This is a genomic window from Pseudomonas sp. Pf153 (genome assembly GCF_001269775.1).
GTDB lineage: Bacteria > Pseudomonadota > Gammaproteobacteria > Pseudomonadales > Pseudomonadaceae > Aquipseudomonas > Aquipseudomonas uvaldensis.
In genome coordinates this window covers 727,807-744,219 of the sequence record NZ_LHVL01000030.1, presented here as the reverse complement: position 1 = coordinate 744,219, position 16,413 = coordinate 727,807, and the positions used below count along the sequence as shown (strand labels likewise).

At 58.6% G+C, this 16,413-nt stretch carries 14 protein-coding genes; 3 read left to right on the top strand and 11 right to left on the bottom strand.

Going from position 1 to position 16,413, the window contains the following annotated elements; genetic code table 11:
• Window positions 1-40 precede the first annotated feature (40 nt).
• From AD666_RS24420 to glcD, 6 genes are all read right to left on the bottom strand, one after another.
• Window positions 41-658 carry a VOC family protein gene (locus AD666_RS24420; protein WP_256222817.1) on the bottom strand — a complete coding sequence of 206 codons (618 nt, stop codon included), beginning with the start codon at window positions 656-658 and terminating at the stop codon, window positions 41-43.
• Window positions 659-696: 38 nt separating this feature from the next.
• Window positions 697-1,485, bottom strand: coding sequence for an alpha/beta fold hydrolase (locus AD666_RS26340; protein ID WP_082339946.1), 789 nt, complete (start codon window positions 1,483-1,485; stop codon window positions 697-699).
• Between the two features lie 462 nt (window positions 1,486-1,947).
• The gene (locus AD666_RS24415) at window positions 1,948-2,349 is read right to left on the bottom strand and encodes a heme-binding protein (RefSeq protein WP_053158087.1); all 402 of its coding nucleotides are present in this window, start codon (window positions 2,347-2,349) and stop codon (window positions 1,948-1,950) included.
• A 20-nt stretch (window positions 2,350-2,369) separates the two neighbouring features.
• Window positions 2,370-3,587 carry a glycolate oxidase subunit GlcF gene (glcF, locus tag AD666_RS24410; RefSeq protein ID WP_053158084.1) on the bottom strand — a complete coding sequence of 406 codons (1,218 nt, stop codon included), beginning with the start codon at window positions 3,585-3,587 and terminating at the stop codon, window positions 2,370-2,372.
• Window positions 3,588-3,590: 3 nt separating this feature from the next.
• Window positions 3,591-4,655: a glycolate oxidase subunit GlcE gene (glcE, locus tag AD666_RS24405; protein WP_053158081.1), complete on the bottom strand. Its 1,065-nt coding sequence runs from the start codon at window positions 4,653-4,655 to the stop codon at window positions 3,591-3,593.
• Window positions 4,655-6,154, bottom strand: a complete 1,500-nt coding sequence (glcD, locus tag AD666_RS24400) for a glycolate oxidase subunit GlcD (RefSeq protein ID WP_053158078.1) — start codon at window positions 6,152-6,154, stop codon at window positions 4,655-4,657. Before glcD ends, glcE begins: the two co-directional genes overlap by 1 nt.
• A 231-nt stretch (window positions 6,155-6,385) precedes the next feature.
• Between glcD and glcC the strand changes: the two genes are divergently transcribed.
• On the top strand, window positions 6,386-7,153 hold the full coding sequence (gene glcC / locus AD666_RS24395) for a transcriptional regulator GlcC (protein ID WP_053158075.1): 768 nt from the start codon (window positions 6,386-6,388) through the stop codon (window positions 7,151-7,153).
• A 333-nt stretch (window positions 7,154-7,486) separates the two neighbouring features.
• Here the strand turns inward: glcC and AD666_RS24390 are convergent, their stop codons facing one another.
• The 4 genes from AD666_RS24390 to gcl form a co-directional block, all read right to left on the bottom strand.
• Window positions 7,487-8,767 (bottom strand): glycerate kinase, encoded by a 1,281-nt coding sequence (locus tag AD666_RS24390; RefSeq protein WP_053158072.1) that lies wholly within the window; start codon window positions 8,765-8,767, stop codon window positions 7,487-7,489.
• 142 nt (window positions 8,768-8,909) lie between these two features.
• Window positions 8,910-9,800 carry a 2-hydroxy-3-oxopropionate reductase gene (locus AD666_RS24385; protein WP_053158070.1) on the bottom strand — a complete coding sequence of 297 codons (891 nt, stop codon included), beginning with the start codon at window positions 9,798-9,800 and terminating at the stop codon, window positions 8,910-8,912.
• Between the two features lie 181 nt (window positions 9,801-9,981).
• Window positions 9,982-10,764, bottom strand: a complete 783-nt coding sequence (gene hyi / locus AD666_RS24380; protein ID WP_053158067.1) for a hydroxypyruvate isomerase — start codon at window positions 10,762-10,764, stop codon at window positions 9,982-9,984.
• A 59-nt stretch (window positions 10,765-10,823) separates the two neighbouring features.
• Window positions 10,824-12,599 carry a glyoxylate carboligase gene (gene gcl, locus AD666_RS24375; protein WP_053158063.1) on the bottom strand — a complete coding sequence of 592 codons (1,776 nt, stop codon included), beginning with the start codon at window positions 12,597-12,599 and terminating at the stop codon, window positions 10,824-10,826.
• Between the two features lie 112 nt (window positions 12,600-12,711).
• Between gcl and AD666_RS24370 the strand changes: the two genes are divergently transcribed.
• Together AD666_RS24370 and AD666_RS24365 are read left to right on the top strand one after the other, a co-directional pair.
• Window positions 12,712-13,611, top strand: coding sequence for a LysR family transcriptional regulator (locus AD666_RS24370; protein ID WP_053158060.1), 900 nt, complete (start codon window positions 12,712-12,714; stop codon window positions 13,609-13,611).
• Between the two features lie 305 nt (window positions 13,612-13,916).
• Complete coding sequence (locus tag AD666_RS24365) at window positions 13,917-15,383, top strand: APC family permease (protein WP_082339944.1); 1,467 nt, start codon at window positions 13,917-13,919, stop codon at window positions 15,381-15,383.
• An 80-nt stretch (window positions 15,384-15,463) separates the two neighbouring features.
• Here AD666_RS24365 and AD666_RS24360 read toward each other — a convergent pair whose 3' ends face one another.
• Window positions 15,464-16,357 (bottom strand): LysR family transcriptional regulator, encoded by an 894-nt coding sequence (locus AD666_RS24360; protein WP_038859204.1) that lies wholly within the window; start codon window positions 16,355-16,357, stop codon window positions 15,464-15,466.
• Window positions 16,358-16,413: the final 56 nt, after the last annotated feature.

Sequence of the window (16,413 nt, the reverse complement as noted above, 5' to 3'; positions counted from 1 at the left end):
AAAATCCGGATTATAAATTGATAATCTTGCTGTGTTGCGGTTATTGCTGGTTGGCAGGTACCCAGCCGGCGCCACGTTTTTTGTTATTGCCCGAGACATCATCTTCCTTCAGCCATCTTTCTAAAGTTTCACGCGCGGTGTCAATCGCCCCATCCATTAGTTCCCGAGTGGCTGGTACAAGAGTCGTGAGCTCCACCTGCATTCCGTTAGGGTCATGGAAGTAGATTGAGTAACAGTAACCATGATCCGTTTCAAACGCCTGAATGCCCTCTTGAGCAAGGCGCTCTTTGAAATACATGATGGTTTCTTTTCCCTCTACAGTCAGGGCTATATGATGCGAAAAAGGATTGATATTTTCAAACCGATTAACAGACTGATCAAAGCTTGAGGTTGGCGATTTGAACTGAAAAAACGCTAGGCAACTGCCGTCCGAAAGTTCGAAGAATGTATGGATATAGTTATCTGCCGCGCCAGTAACGGGATTGACTCGTTCTACCCAGGTGCCGATAAGAGGCAACTGCAAAATATCCTCGTAGAAGTGTCTGGTTTCTCCCATATTTTTCGCCATGAAAGCGTGGTGATGGAGCTGGCCTACACGGTTTTTTGCGCGCCGTTCCAGAATGGATGCGGGGATTAATGGCACTGTGTTATTGCTCATCATGTTCACCTTTTTGTTTTAATATGTGATGCATCAGTCTAATCAGTTCGCGTGGACGTTACGCTCAACACCCACTCCATCATGAGACTGTTTACCGTGTCAGGAGCCTCCATTGTCATCATGTGGCCACAATTTTTAATCACATGAAAATTAGAGTTTTTAATATTATTGGCCATTTCCAGAAGCGGTGGCACAGGACGAATTGAGTCATTCTCTCCTGCGATCACCAGCACGGGGCATTGAATATCCCCTAGCATTTCACTTGAATCGGGTCGATGGCGGCCCGCTTCGATATGATTGCTTAGTACCTCTGGGGAGTGGCGCAGGAACATTGACGTCAATGCATCAGTTAAGGACGTGTCCCCAAGGTGATGGGAGGAGAGAAGGTTTGGTATCCAGGCTCTCGCTACTGCATCCATACCTTGGCTACGAGCTACGTTTAACAGCCCTGCGCGCGTTTGATCTTCACGTTCGCCGTCCTCACCCTCAGGACGTGCATGGCACTCTGTTCCCAGTAGGCACAAACCAAGAACACGCTCTGGCGCCATCCGATAAAGTTCAAGTGCAACTCGACCGCCCATTGAATGACCCGCTACCAGTGCTGTCGCTGGTGCGATTTTCAGCACGGCCTCAGCCATGCGGGCCAAATTAGTTTCGCCTTTGTAATCGGCGATTATGATGTTGACGAGTTTTGAGAGAGCTTTGACTTGTGGCCCCCATGCTGCCGAATCACATATCATTCCAGGCAAAAGAATCAGTGCCAGCCGGCTTGTAACAGAGGGGGATGGAATCGCTGCATGATGCTGCGAACTCGACGTGGTGCTCATTTTTTGACTCTTTTATTATTAGTAGGTCATGGAACTGCTGTGTAACCTGATACTAAATTCCTCAATGGATCATTGGAAATGATGAATTTCCATAAAGATAATCGATGACATCGCTGGTTTGGGCTTTTAAGTGGACTGAAAGTCTATGCATGCGTAGGCGCCGACGCCACATTGTCGGAACCCTTGACGGCATGGGATGGATTAATAGCTATCGAGGTCACTAGGTGCTGCATATCGCTTGGAAAAAGTGCAGCTAGGGTTGCAGGCGATCACAGTCATCCAGCCGCGCCTGGTTTCGCGGCGCCAGTTCGCGTACCCCGCGTGGCGACACTAGTTCACAGCGTTTATGAAGCACGCTAACTCCCGGCGACACATCCAAATTAACGACGCGTTGCAGGACAGGTGCGACCTCGTCTTTCTATTACTCGGTGTTTGTCGAGCTCTGATAGCTCCACGTTCAGTTCATTTCAGGCTTTGCGCGCCGGCTTTGGCCACTTGTGCATCCTGTTCGGCTTTGACCCCGGATACGCCGACCGCACCGATCACCTGGCCGTCGACGATGATCGGCACACCCCCTTCAAGGGATGTCAGCAAGGGGGCTGATAAAAACGCGTGGCGTCCGCTATTGACCATCTCTTCATACTCTTTGGACTCACGCCGACCCAGTGCCGAGGTGCGGGCTTTTTCAGTGGCGATGTAGGCGCCAATCGGGGCGCAACCGTCGAGGCGTTCGAGGGCCAGGGGATGGCCGCCGTCATCGACAATCACGATGGTTACGGCCCATTGATTGTTTTGTGCTTCGGTGCGTGCGGCTGTGAGAATTTGGCTGACTTCGGTCTGGCTCAGTACGGCTTTGCTTTTCATGGGGATTCTCCAGTGCTCGGTCAAGGCAACGCGGCTTCGACCAGTTCAATCCAATGCCTGACAGGGGTTCGGCCTGCGCCGTCGAGGTGGGTCTGGCAGCCGATATTGGCGGTGACAATGACTTCGGGGTGCTCGCTTTCCAGGGCATTGAGCTTGTTGTCGCGCAGTTGCCGAGACAGTTCGGGTTGGGTCAGCGAATAAGTGCCCGCCGAGCCGCAGCACAGGTGGCTGTCGGGAACAGCGGTGAGGTTGAATCCCAGGCTTGTCAGAATGGCTTCAACGGCACCGCCGAGTTTTTGCGCATGCTGCAAAGTGCAAGGGCAGTGGAACGCCAGGCGCTGGTCGCTGTGCACGCCGAGTTTATCCAGCGGCTCGTCGCGCAGGACTTCAACCAGGTCCTTGGCCAGGGCACTGACCCTTTTTGCCTTGTCGGCATACGCCGGGTCGGTGCTGAGCAGGTGCCCATAGTCTTTGATGAAGGCTCCGCAGCCGCTGGCGGTTTGCACAATGGCCTCGGCACCGCTTTCAATGCTCGGCCACCATGCGTCGATGTTGCGGCGGGCACGAGCGAGGCCGGCGGCCTGGGCGTCCAGGTGATAGTCCAGCGCACCGCAGCAACCGGCCTCGCGAATCGGGGTGACACTGATCCCGAGTCGATCCAGTACGCGGGCGGCGGCCGCGTTGGTATTGGGCGACAGGCTTGGTTGCACGCAGCCTTCGAGCATGAGCACTTGCCGGGTATGGCGGGTGGTCGGGCGTGGTTTTGCCGGATACACGTTGCGCGGTAATTTGACTTGCAGCGTGTTGGGCAGCAAGGCGCGGAAAACCTGGCCACTGCTCAGCAACCCTTTGAACAGCCCCGGATTGGGCAGGACGCCGCGCAATCCCTCGCGCAAGAGGCGTTGGCCGACTGGGCGCGGGACGGCCGCATCGACCACCGCCCGGCCGATGTCCAGCAAGTTGTGATAGTCGACGCCGGAGGGGCAGGTGGTTTCACAATTGCGGCACGACAGGCAACGATCCAGGTGTTCCTGGGTCTTGCGGGTCACTTCATTGCCTTCGAGCACCTGCTTGATCAGGTAGATGCGCCCCCTCGGGCCATCCAGTTCATCGCCCAGCAGTTGATAGGTCGGGCAGGTGGCGTTGCAGAAACCGCAGTGCACGCAACTGCGCAGAATGCGTTCGGCTTCTGCGGCACGGGGCAGTCGGCGGGCCTCTTCGCTCAAGGTGGTCTGCATGGTTTAAAGCTCCGCGTACAGGCGACCGGGGTTGAAGAGGCCCCGTGGATCGAGTTGTTGTTTCAAGTTCTGGTGATAGCGCATCAGCGCGTCGGGCAGCGGTTGGAATGGACTGTCGATCAGGCCGTGGCTGTAGCAGGTCGCATGTCCGCCGACCGCTTCGACGACCGCGCGAATGAGGGGCACTTCGGCGTCGGATTTGAGCCAGCGCTGGGCGCCGGCCCAATCGATCAATTGAACGCCCGGCAGCGACAGGGGGGGCGCGTTCTGCGGCAGGGAAAGGCGCCAGAGCGGTTGACTCTCATCGAAGAAATCCAATCGATGTTCGTTCAGGTCTTGCCAGTACGAAGCGTCCAGTAACTCCCCGCCCAAACGGTCATGGGCCGCCGCCACTGAGCCTTCACCGCCCTCGAGCCGCAGGTGCAGGCGCTGGCCGTCGTGACAGGCGGCGCTGATCGGCAGCGGTTGTTGCCCCCATTCCGCCAAGCGTAGCAAGGCGCGATCGCTGTCCATCTCCAGGCTGATACTTAACGCTTGCCGAGGTTTCGGCAGGACCTTGAGGGACACTTCGGTCACCACGCCCAGCGAGCCGTAACTGCCGGCCATCAAGCGCGACAGATCGTAGCCGGCGACGTTCTTCAGGACCTCGCCGCCAAAGCGCAAATGCTTGCCCTGGCCGGTGATGACCCGTGTCCCGAGGACGAAGTCGCGGACCGATCCTGACCAGGGGCGTCGCGGTCCCGAGAGTCCACAGGCAATCATGCCGCCCACCGTGGCGTCTTCGCCGAAGGAGGGCGGTTCGCAAGGCAGCATCTGCTGCGCCGCGTCCAGCACTTCAGACACGTGTGCCAATGGCGTACCGCAGCGCGCGGTGATCACCAGTTCGGTCGGGTCGTAGCTGACGATGCCCCGGTGGGAGCGGGTGTCGAGGACTTCACCCGCCACGCTGCGCCCCAGGAACGCTTTGCTGTTGGAACCCTGGATGCGCAGCGGAGTGGCGTTTTGCAGCGCCTGGTTGACCTGCTCCAGCAGCGCCGCGCTGTCATCCATATCGTGTTCGCTGCGCATCAGAAACGCTCCAATTCAAGAAAGGGCATCTGACCCATGTGCACGTGCATGGCGCCAAACTCGGCGCAGCGATGCAGTGTCGGAATGTTCTTGCCCGGGTTGAGCAACCCGCTCGGATCGAACGCAGCCTTGATGGCATGGAACACGGTCAGCTCATCACTATTGAACTGCGCGCACATCTGGTTGATCTTCTCGCGGCCCACACCGTGTTCACCGGTAATGCTGCCGCCGACCTTCACGCACAATTCGAGGATCTTGCCGCCCAGGGCTTCGGCGCGGTCGAGTTCACCCGGTTGATTGGCATCGAACAGAATCAGTGGATGCATGTTGCCGTCGCCGGCGTGGAAAACGTTGGCCACGCGCAGGTCGTACTCGGCGGATAACGCCGCGATCGCCTGCAGCACTCCGGGCAGTTCCCGGCGCGGGATCGTCCCGTCCATGCAGTAATAATCCGGTGAAAGACGGCCCACCGCTGGAAAGGCATTCTTGCGCCCGGCCCAGAAACGCACGCGCTCGGCCTCATCGCGAGCCTGGCGCACTTCGGTGGCGCCGGCCTGTTCCAGCACTTGGCGTACGCGGTCGCAGTCATCATGGACGTCGGCTTCTACACCATCGAGTTCGCACAACAGAATCGCTTCGGCGTCGACCGGGTAGCCGGCGTGGATGAAGTCTTCGGCGGCGCGAATGGCCAGGTTGTCCATCATCTCCAGGCCGCCCGGAATGATGCCCGCGGCAATGATGTCTCCCACCGCGCGCCCCGCCTTTTCGACGGAATCGAAGGCCGCCAGCAGCACTTTGGCGGTTTGCGGCTTGGGCAGCAGTTTGACCGTGACTTCGGTGATCACCCCGAGCATGCCTTCGGAACCGGTGAACAAGGCCAACAGATCGAAACCGGGTGAGTCGAGGGCCTGGGACCCCAGCGTCAGGTGCTCGCCGTCGACGGTGAGGATGTCGACTTTGAGCAGGTTGTGCACGGTCAGCCCGTACTTGAGGCAATGCACGCCACCGGCGTTTTCCGCCACGTTACCGCCGATCGAACAGGCGATCTGGGAGGAGGGGTCCGGCGCGTAGTACAGGCCAAACGGCGCGGCGGCCTGGGAAATCGCCAGGTTACGAACGCCCGGTTGGACCCGGGCCGTGCGGGCGGCGGGGTCGATGTGGAGGATGTGGTTGAAGCGCGCCATCACCAGCAGCACGCCTTTTTCCAGCGGCAATGCACCGCCGGACAAACCCGTGCCCGCACCACGGGCGACGACCGGCACCTGCCGTTCATGGCAGAGTCGGAGCACACCCTGGACCTGGTCGATGTGGCGCGGCAGCACCACCAGCATCGGCGTGGTGCGGTAAGCGGAGAGCCCGTCGCATTCGTACGGTTTGAGTGCTTCGCGCTGGTGCAGGATTTCCAGATCGGGCCACTGGCTTTGCAGGGCCTGCAGCAGGGCGTTTTTGTCGACGTCGGGCAGGACACCGTCAACGCGTTCATCATAGAAAATGTTCATAGTCGGTGGACGACGCTCAGTTGTTTTTATTAGAGGTCTATTCAACTACAGCTGACTTGTATCATTGGCTTGAGGCGTTCTACTGTCTATGGGTTGGCGGAGTGGTCGAACCAGTTTTTTCATGTTGATTTTTTTATCTGCTAGGTAAATTGATTTTAAAACAACAAGTTATTTCTGTGCCTTGGTGGTTCTTACTCCTATTACTTATCTGGTCATACCAGTGGAGATGTGATGGATTACGCAGAAACGAGCCGTCCCCCGCACGTTGCCGACGTGGTGTGTGAGCGCATTGAGCGCCTTATCGTCGATGGTGTGCTCAAGACCGGGCAGCTGTTGCCTTCGGAACGGCGGCTGACGGAAAAACTTGGCGTTTCCCGCACTGCACTTCGCGAGGGGCTGAAGGTGCTGCGCGCGCGCGGGATTATCAAGACCGAGCAAGGCAAGGGATCATTCGTGGCGGACCTGTCGGGGCATGGCTTGGCCTCCCCCCTGATGCACCTGTTCAGCTCGCAGCCACGCACGCTCTATGATCTATTCGAGGTCCGCAGCCTGCTGGAGGGTGAGTCCGCGCGCCTGGCGGCCTTGCGCGGGACCGAGGCTGATTTCGTCCTCGTCACCCGTAGCTACGAGGCGTTGCTCGATGCCCACAGTCGTGCTCTAGAGGCGAGCGAACATGCCCGGCTCGATCATGCGTTTCACCTGGCGATTTGCGAGGCTTCGCACAATCCGGTGCTGGTGCAAACGTTGCGTTCGCTAACGGATCTGCTGCTCAGTTCGGTGTTTGCCTCGGTCAATAACCTTTATCACCGTGAACCGCAAAAGCGACAGATCGACCGTCAACATGCGCGGCTCTACAACGCTGTCACCGGCCGCTTGCCGGAGCAGGCACGCAGGGCAGCTATTGCCCACATCCAGAGCATCTGCGAGAACCTCAAGGAAATCGAAAGCGAAGAACAACGCTTGGTTCGGGCGACGTTGCGACTTGAAGGGTGGGCATGACCCTGTTTGGATCACTTCGTTTTGCCTATGTGGAACACTGAGCTTGGTACAGTACAAAATGTCTCAGCATAATAGGCGCTGCACAGATGTTTTTGAGGGCTGCTTCCTTAGTGCGGAAAATTACTGAAGTCCAATGGAATTGAGTGGTAATGAGTCAGCATTACTGACAGGCTCTAATTTGTATAGCGAGCGGCTTTGAAGGTTGCGAGAGGAAGAGTTTCAATCCTCGGCTTAGCATGTATACAGTCATGCTTCTATGAACGCCTCGATACCGGCCCGTCCATAAGCGCGTGGATGTCATCCGTGCCGCAGGTCGCGAGGATCTTGACCTTTTTAGGCGTCATGTTTGGGGTTCTCGAGGATCAGGATGGCGCGAAAGTCGTTGACGTTGGTGCGGGTCGGTTCGGTGACGATCAGCGCATCCAGGGCGGCGAAGTAGCCGTAGCCATTGTTGTTATCCAACTCGTCGCTGGCGCACAGGCCCCGTTCGGCGGCGCGGCGATAGCTGTCCGGGGTCATGAAGGCGCCGGCATTTTCTTCGGAACCGTCGATGCCGTCGGTGTCGCCAGCCAGTGCATAAATGCCGGGGTGGCCCTTGAGGCTGTCGGTCAGGCTCAGCAGGAATTCGGCATTGCGCCCGCCCCGGCCATCGCCGCGCACGGTAACGGTGGTTTCTCCGCCGGAGAGAATCACGCACGGTGCCGGCAGTGGCTGGCCGTGCAAGGCGATTTGCCGGGCGATGCCGGCGTGGACTTTCGCCACCTCCCGGGATTCGCCTTCAAGGTCGCCGAGAATCAACGGGCTGAAACCGGCTTGGCGAGCCTTGACCGCTGCGGCTTCCAGGGATTGTTGGGGACGGGCGATCAATTGAAAGTGGCTGCGGGCCAGGCTCGGGTCGCCGGGCTTGACGGTTTCCGAGGCTGGATTGTGCAGCCAGTCGCGCACCGACGCTGGCACATCGATGCGGTAGCGCTGGAGAATCGCCAGGGCTTCGGCCGATGTGCTGGGGTCGGCCACCGTGGGGCCGGATGCGATGACCGTGGCCAGGTCACCCGGTACGTCGGAAATCGCGTAGGTGTACACCGTCGCCGGCCAGCAGGCCTTGCCCAGGCGCCCGCCCTTGATCGCCGAGAGGTGCTTGCGCACGCAATTCATCTCGCCGATGGTCGCGCCGGACTTGAGCAAGGCTTTGTTGATCGATTGCTTGTCGGCCAGGGTGATGCCTTCGGCGGGCAAGGCGAGCAGGGCGGAGCCGCCGCCGGACAAGAGGAAGATCACCCGGTCGTCTTCGCTGAGATTGCTCACCAGCCCCAGGACTCGCTGGGCCACGGCCAGGCCTGCGGCGTCAGGCACCGGGTGGGCGGCTTCCACCACTTCGATTTTCTGGCAGGGCGCGCCATGGCCGTAGCGGGTCACCACCAGGCCAGACACTTCACCCTGCCAGCTGCGTTCGACCACTTGCGCCATGGCCGCCGCAGCCTTGCCGGCACCAATGACGATCACCCGGCCGCTGCGGTCGCTGGGCAGGTAGTGTTCAAGGACGTGGTGCGGATGGGCCGCGTCGATGGCTGTGGCAAACAGCTCGCGCAGCAGTTGTTGCGGATCGACCGACATGGCGGGCTCTCGGCTTTTATTATGGGTGTTGACGCGGACCCTGTGGGAGCGAGCTTGCTCGCGATAGCGGTTTTACATTCAACAAGGATGTTGGCTGGGCTACCGTTATCGCGAGCAAGCTCGCTCCCACAAGGTGCAGGGTTTATTTGTCGCGAATCGAGAAATTGGCCATATGCTCCAACCCCTTGATCAGCGCCGAGTGATCCCAGTTGCTGCCGCCAATGGCCGCGCAGGTGCTGAACACTTGTTGGGCGTTGGCGGTATTGGGCAGGTTGATGTTCAGTTCCTTGGCGCCTTGCAGGGCCAGGTTCAGGTCCTTCTGGTGCAGGCTGATGCGGAAGCCCGGGTCGAAGGTGCCCTTGATCATGCGTTCGCCGTGCACTTCGAGGATCTTCGACGACGCGAAACCGCCCATCAGTGCTTCACGGACCTTGGCCGGGTCGGCACCGTTTTTCGCGGCGAACAACAACGCTTCGGCCACCGCTTGGATGTTCAGGGCGACGATGATCTGGTTCGCCACTTTGGCGGTCTGGCCATCGCCGTTGCCGCCCACCAGGGTGATGTTCTTGCCCATGGCCTGGAACAGCGGCAGGGCGCGCTCGAAGGCGGCGCTGTCGCCACCGACCATGATGCTCAGGGTCGCAGCCTTGGCTCCGACTTCACCACCGGAGACCGGGGCATCGAGGTACTGCGCGCCTTTTTCATTGATCTTCGCCGCGAACGCCTTGGTGGCGGTGGGGGAGATCGAACTCATGTCGATCACCACCTTGCCCCCGCCCACGCCCGCCGCCACGCCATCGGCGCGGAACAGTACGTCGTCGACCTGCGGTGTGTCCGGGACCATGACGATGATGAACTCGGCTTCCTGGGCCACTTCCTTGGGGTTGGCCAACGCCACCGCGCCGCCGGCCAGCAGGTCGGTCGGAGCCGCGTCGTGGTGCTGGGACAGGAACAGGCCGTGACCGGCCTTTTGCAGGTTCAGTGCCATGGGGTGGCCCATGATGCCGGTGCCGATGAATCCGATTTTAGCCATGGGAAAAACCTCTTGTTTTGTTGCTGCTTCAGGCATATGGAGAACTGCTTTAGGTGGGAGCGAGCTTCTGTGGGTGCAAGCTTGCCCGCGATAACATCGCCTCGGTACCAGGATGAACCGAGGTGCCTGCATCGCGGGCAGGCCTTGCTCCTACACGGGCCCGCTCCCACAGGAGTGCATTTCAGATAGCGTTATGGGTCTTCAGCCAGTTCAGGCCCGCTTCGGTGGTGGTCAACGGCTTGTATTCACAGCCGACCCAACCCTGATAGCCGATGCGGTCCAGGTGTTCGAACACGAAGCGGTAGTTGATTTCGCCCGTACCTGGCTCGTTGCGCCCCGGGTTGTCCGCCAATTGCACATGGTTGATTTCGCCCAGGTGCGCCGACAGGGTCCGGGCCAGGTCACCTTCCATGATCTGCATGTGGTAGATGTCGTATTGCAGGAACAGGTTGGCGCTGCCTACCTGCTCGCGGATCGACAGGGCCTGGGCGGTGTTGTTCAGGTAGAAGCCAGGAATGTCGCGGGTATTGATGGCTTCCATCACCAGCTTGATGCCTTTGGCCTGCAACTTCTCGGCGGCGTATTTCAGGTTGGCGACGAAGGTTTTCTCCACCAGGGTTTCACTGCAGTTCTGCGGACGAATCCCCGACAGGCAGTTGACCTGCGTGTTGCCCAGCACTTGGGCGTAGGCGATGGCCAGGTCGACACCGGCGCGGAACTCCTCGACCCGGTCCGGCAGGCAGGCAATGCCCCGCTCGCCCTTGGCCCAGTCGCCGGCCGGCAGGTTGAAAAGCACCTGGGTCAGGCCGTTGGCGTCGAGCAAGGCCTTGAGTTCGGCGGAGCTATAGTCATAGGGGAACAGGTATTCGACACCCCTGAAACCGGCCTTGGCGGCGGCTTCGAAACGGGCGAGGAAATCCTGCTCGGTGAACAGCATGGACAGGTTGGCTGCGAAACGCGGCATGGTGGTCTCCGTAATTTGGGAGGTTCATATGGAGCCAGAAGATCGCTCCATAACGGCTATTAATCGAGCAACAAAATCGAAGTTGGTGCGTCACTGGCGACAAATGCTAGCTCTTCGAATTCATTCACTGCATTGATCTCGGTGCCCATGGAGATGTTGGTCACCCGCTCCAGGATGATCTCGACGATCACCGGCACCTTGAACTCCTCGATCATCGCTTGGGCCTGGCGCAGCGCCGGTTGGATGCCGGCCGGTTCGAACACCCGCAGCGCCTTGCACCCCAGGCCTTCGGCCACGGCGATGTGGTCCACGCCGTAACCGTTGAGCTCCGGCGCGTTGAGGTTGTCGAAGGACAATTGCACGCAGTAATCCATGTCGAACCCGCGCTGGGCCTGGCGGATCAGCCCCAGGTAAGAGTTGTTCACCACCACATGGATGTACGGCAGCTTGAACTGTGCACCCACCGCCAGTTCTTCGATCATGAACTGGAAGTCATAGTCGCCCGACAACGCCACGACCTTGCGGCTCGGATCGGCCTTGACCACTCCCAGCGCCGCCGGGATGGTCCAGCCCAAGGGGCCGGCCTGGCCGCAGTTGATCCAGTGGCGCGGTTTGTAGACGTGCAGGAACTGCGCCCCGGCGATCTGCGACAGGCCGATGGTGCTGACGTAGCAGGTGTCCTTGCCGAACACCTGGTTCATTTCTTCGTACACGCGTTGCGGCTTGACCGGCACGTTGTCGAAATGGGTCTTGCGCTGCAAGCTGGCCTTGCGCTGCTGGCAGTCCTGCAACCAGGCGCTGCGATTCTTCAGCTTACCGGTGGCTTGCCATTCACGGGCCACTTCGATGAACACGGTCAGGGCCGAGGCGGCGTCGGAAACGATGCCCAGGTGGGGGGTGAACACGCGGCCGATCTGGGTCGGTTCGATGTCGACGTGAATGAACGTGCGGCCTTCGGTGTAGACCTCCACCGAACCGGTGTGCCGGTTGGCCCAACGGTTGCCGATACCCAGCACCACGTCCGACTTGAGCAGCGTGGCGTTGCCGTAGCGGTGGGAGGTTTGCAGGCCGACCATGCCGACCATCTGCGGATGATCGTCCGGGATCGTGCCCCAGCCCATCAATGTGGGGATCACCGGGATACCGGTGAGTTCGGCGAACTCCACCAGAAGTTCGCTCGCATCGGCGTTGATGATCCCGCCGCCGGCCACCAGCAAGGGGCGTTCAGCCTGATTGAGCAGCGCCAGGGCTTTCTCGATCTGCACGCGGTTGGCGGCGGGCTTGGCCAGCGGCAATGGCTGGTAGGCCTCGATGTCGAATTCGATCTCGGCCATCTGCACATCGAAGGGCAGGTCGATCAGCACCGGGCCTGGACGGCCGGAGCGCATCTCAAAGAACGCCTTCTGGAACGCATAGGGCACCTGGCCCGGCTCCAGGACGGTGGTCGCCCATTTGGTCACCGGTTTGACGATGCTGGTGATATCCACAGCCTGGAAATCTTCCTTGTGCAGACGGGCGCGGGGCGCTTGGCCGGTGATGCACAGGATCGGGATCGAATCGGCCGAGGCACTGTAGAGTCCGGTGACCATGTCGGTGCCGGCCGGCCCCGAGGTGCCAATGCACACGCCGATGTTGCCGGCCTTGGTGCGGGTGTAGCCCTCGGCCATATGCGAGGCACCTTCAACGTGGCGAGCGAGGACGTGATCGATGCCACCCACCTTCTGCAAGGCCGAGTACAGCGGGTTGATCGCAGCGCCCGGGATGCCGAAGGCCGTGTCCACGCCTTCACGGCGCATCACCAGAACGGCGGCTTCGATTGCTCTCATTTTTGCCATGATGTAGTCCTCGGCTGATCCAATATTTTTGTTGAAGGACTACAGTCTGGATTAGCCTGTGCGCGGGAAGAACACTCACAGAACTGCTTTCTGTCGATATAAAAGGTATCGAATGGCCCGCTACTCAGAACTTCGCAGTTTCATCCAGATCGCCCAGAAGGGCAGCTTTGCGGCGGCCGCGCTCGAAGAGGGCGTGACGCCCGCCATGCTGGGACGCCGGCTGGATGCTCTTGAAAAACGCCTGGGTGTGAAGTTGATGCATCGATCCACGCGCGGCTTGCACCTGACTGAACTGGGCGAGCAATTGCTTGAGAGGGCTAGGTCGCTGATACGAGAGTTCGATGACATGGAAGCGGATATCAGCAGCGGTGCCAGAAAGGTGACCGGCCATTTACTCATCTCCGCACCCGCCGGCTTCGGACGCCTGCACGTCGCGCCGCATGCTCTGGGTTTTCACCAGCTGTTTCCCCACTTAAAACTATCCTTCAATCTCACCGACAGCTTGGTGGACCTGGTGGGGGAGGGCTACGACATGAGTATTCGAATCGGTCCTGTCACAGATCCGAATTATGTCGCCGTCAAGCTCTGGTCCAATCGCCGGGTCGTGTGCGGGACACCCGCTTACTTCGCGGTGCATGGAAAACCGACGCGGCTTGAGCAGTTGGCTGAGCACAACTGTCTGGCGTTCACTGCCCAGGGTGGCCAGCAGCGAGGGTGGACTTTCCAGCGCGATGGACGGCCAGTTGCCGTGCGCGTTGGCGGCAATCTGGCATGTAACGATGGGGAGCTACTATTCGCGTGGATGCGCCAGGGGGTAGGCATCGGCTGGCGGTCGACATGGGAGATCCACAGTGAACTACAGAGTGGGGAACTCGTGACGGCGCTGGATGAATTTGCCCTGCCTGACTATGACATCCAGGCCGTCTATCCGCAGCAGCGTTATTTGCCTGCCAAAGTCCGCCATTTCATTGATTACCTGAAGGCTGTTTATCAGCAACCTGACTATTGGTAGCGACCGGTAGCCGCGCATTCTCCCTAAAAGCGCGATCTCGATCATTTTTTATGATCAGATTTAATCGTCAATAAGAATTTGACGTTATCGGTCCGGAGCGCAACGATTGCCCTAGCGCGATGAGCACGCTCCACACGATGTCGGAACCTGGATCTAACGTTCAAAATCAAGGACGAACGGACATCCAGCGTTGTGTGCACTAAGCCGAGTATCCCTATAACAAAAAAGTGGCGTATAGCTAAGCGTAATACTTGAATCTGTCTATTACGAAAGTTGCACGTCTACAATTTCGAAGGAGAAAGGAAATGGCAGTAAGTCTAGAGGCTGAAAGCGTAGTAAGTGCAAAAAATGCACCGATCAAGCTGTCAGGAAATATGGGTGCGTTAAGTTTGGCCATGACGGTCTTGGCATTTTCGGCACCGTTGACGACGGTGGCAGGCTACATTCCTGTTTCCTTGATGTTCGGTGGTATAGGCTCGCCGCTGTTGTTTATCATTGTCGGGATCATGATGCTGCTATTTGGTACCGGCTATGTGACCTTGAATAATGCAGTCAAGCGCCCCGGGGATTTTTACTCTTTCATCAGCTACGGCTTGGGTAAGTCCGCCGGTTTGGGTTCGGGTATCGCGGCGGCGGTGTCCTATTTCATGTTGCTGGCTGGCGTGACCTCCTACTTCGGCGTTTCCTGTGCCGAGCTGCAGAAAAGCCTGACCGGAACAGCCTTGCCCTGGTATGTGTTTACCTTGGGTTGCTGGGCTGTCGTGGCGATCCTGGGTTATTTGCACGTTGAATTGTCGGCAAAGGTTCTCTTTTGGGTGATGCTGACCGAAATTGTCATCTGTCTCGCGTTTGCGTTTGGCGTACTCAATGCCGGCGGTAATGGTGAGCTGGCGGCCAGTGCTCCTTTCACACCGAGCGAGTTGGCGAAGGATGGTGTAAACATACCGTTCGGGATGTTGTTTGCGGTGTCCTTTTTCATGGGCTTTGAAGCAACCGCGCTGTTCCGTGACGAGTGCAAGGACCCGGATCGAACAATCCCTCGTGCGACTTACGGTTCGATTCTCTTCATCGGCGTGCTCTATACCCTATGTGCCTATGCATTGATCATGGCTTACGGTCCTGTCGCGCAGGCGGTAGCAACCGATAGCCCGGCCACCATGTTCCCTAATGCTTTCGGTCTTTTTGTGGATAATCGCATCCAGACAATCATCACGGTTCTGGTGCTCAGCTCGGCGTTCGCTGCAAGTCTATCCACCCACAACGTGCTGTCGCGTTATCTGTTCAACCTCGGTACAGACGGTGCGATCCCGCGCTTTTTGAGTAACATCCATACTCGTCATTCCTCTCCGTTTGCCGCATCGATGGCGGTGTCAATCATGGTGTTGTTCATTCTGCTGCCCTTCATTGTCTTGGGGGTTCGCCCGGAGTTCCTGTATGGGCAGCTGTCGGGGGTGGGTACGTCCGGCGTCATCATCCTGATGACCATCGTCAACCTGTCTGCATTGGTCTGGTATGTGCGTCATGGCAAGCGTGAAGGTGTGAGCTTCTTCAAAGCGTGCCTAGCGCCAGCCATATCGACGGTGTTTTTCGTCGCGCTGGTCGGTCTCGTCACGTATCACTTCGACTTGCTAGTAGGCGGGGAGCCGGGTGAGCGGCGTTGGATGCTGTATTGCCTGGTCGCGATCCTGTTGGCCGGAATGGCGCTTGCCCAGTTCTATAAATTCAAGCGTCCAGAGATCTTCGAGCGACTGGGTCGTACCCACCACGCTTAGTACGGAAAGCGAAGACGCGGGACCTAATCCGGATGCCAGTCAGACAAGCTGACTGGCATTTTTTTTTATGCTGGGCTAGGTCAGACTCGCCAGTAGTTGGCCGCCACCTTCTGCGCGAGTTGGGCGACGATACGGTTCAGCGGCATATCCGGTCGCTCGATGAAGCTGGCGGTAAATGACATGATTGGCATTTCGTGTGGCGTGTTGACGATTTCAAGTTTACCGGCTGCCAGTTCTTCTACAACGACGTGTTGGGGGATTGCTGCGACGCCGATACTGTCGAGCGTCATGCGCACGATAGACGAGAGCGAGGAGTTGGCGAAGATTTTCACGCGATGCAGGTTTTCCCGCTCGAACATTTCCTTGAACTGCCAGTAGGGGCGGGTGGCACGTGCAAATGTAATGATGGGAAATTCGGCCAGCTTCGCCAGGCTCGGGTTTTCGTCGCCGAGGTCCAGGTCAGGTGATTTGATCCAGGAGATCGGATATTGGCACAGCGGCAGGTTTTCCGCGTTGCCGATGTTCACTGGTCCCATTAAGAGTGCGACATCGAGGTTGAAGTCGGCCAGGCCAGCGGTCATGTTGACGGTGCTGTCCACCACGACCTCCAGAGTGATTTCCGGATACTCCCGGTTCAAGTGCTTGAGCAGGTCGGACAGCCAGGTATGCACGATGGTATCCGAGGCTCCCAGGCTCACCGTGCCCCTGAGTCCTTCGCGCCCGGCCACGGCCTCAATCATCTCGCTTTCAAGAGCAAACATCCGTTCTGCATAAGTAAGCAGTTCCCGGCCTTGAGGGGTTAGGAAGCAACCGCGTTTGTCTCGCTCCAGGAGTCGACACTTGAGTTGCAGTTCCAGTTGGGCGATACGCGCCGATACCGCGGGTTGAGAGGTGTGGAGCTTTTCCGCAGCCTTGTGGAAGCCCCCGGATTGAGCGACTGCATAAAAGGTCTGGAGGCTTCTCAAGTCGATCATTCACGGTCTCTCTTGTCACGGGTTTATCGATTCGACATCTCGCCAAATGGGCCCAG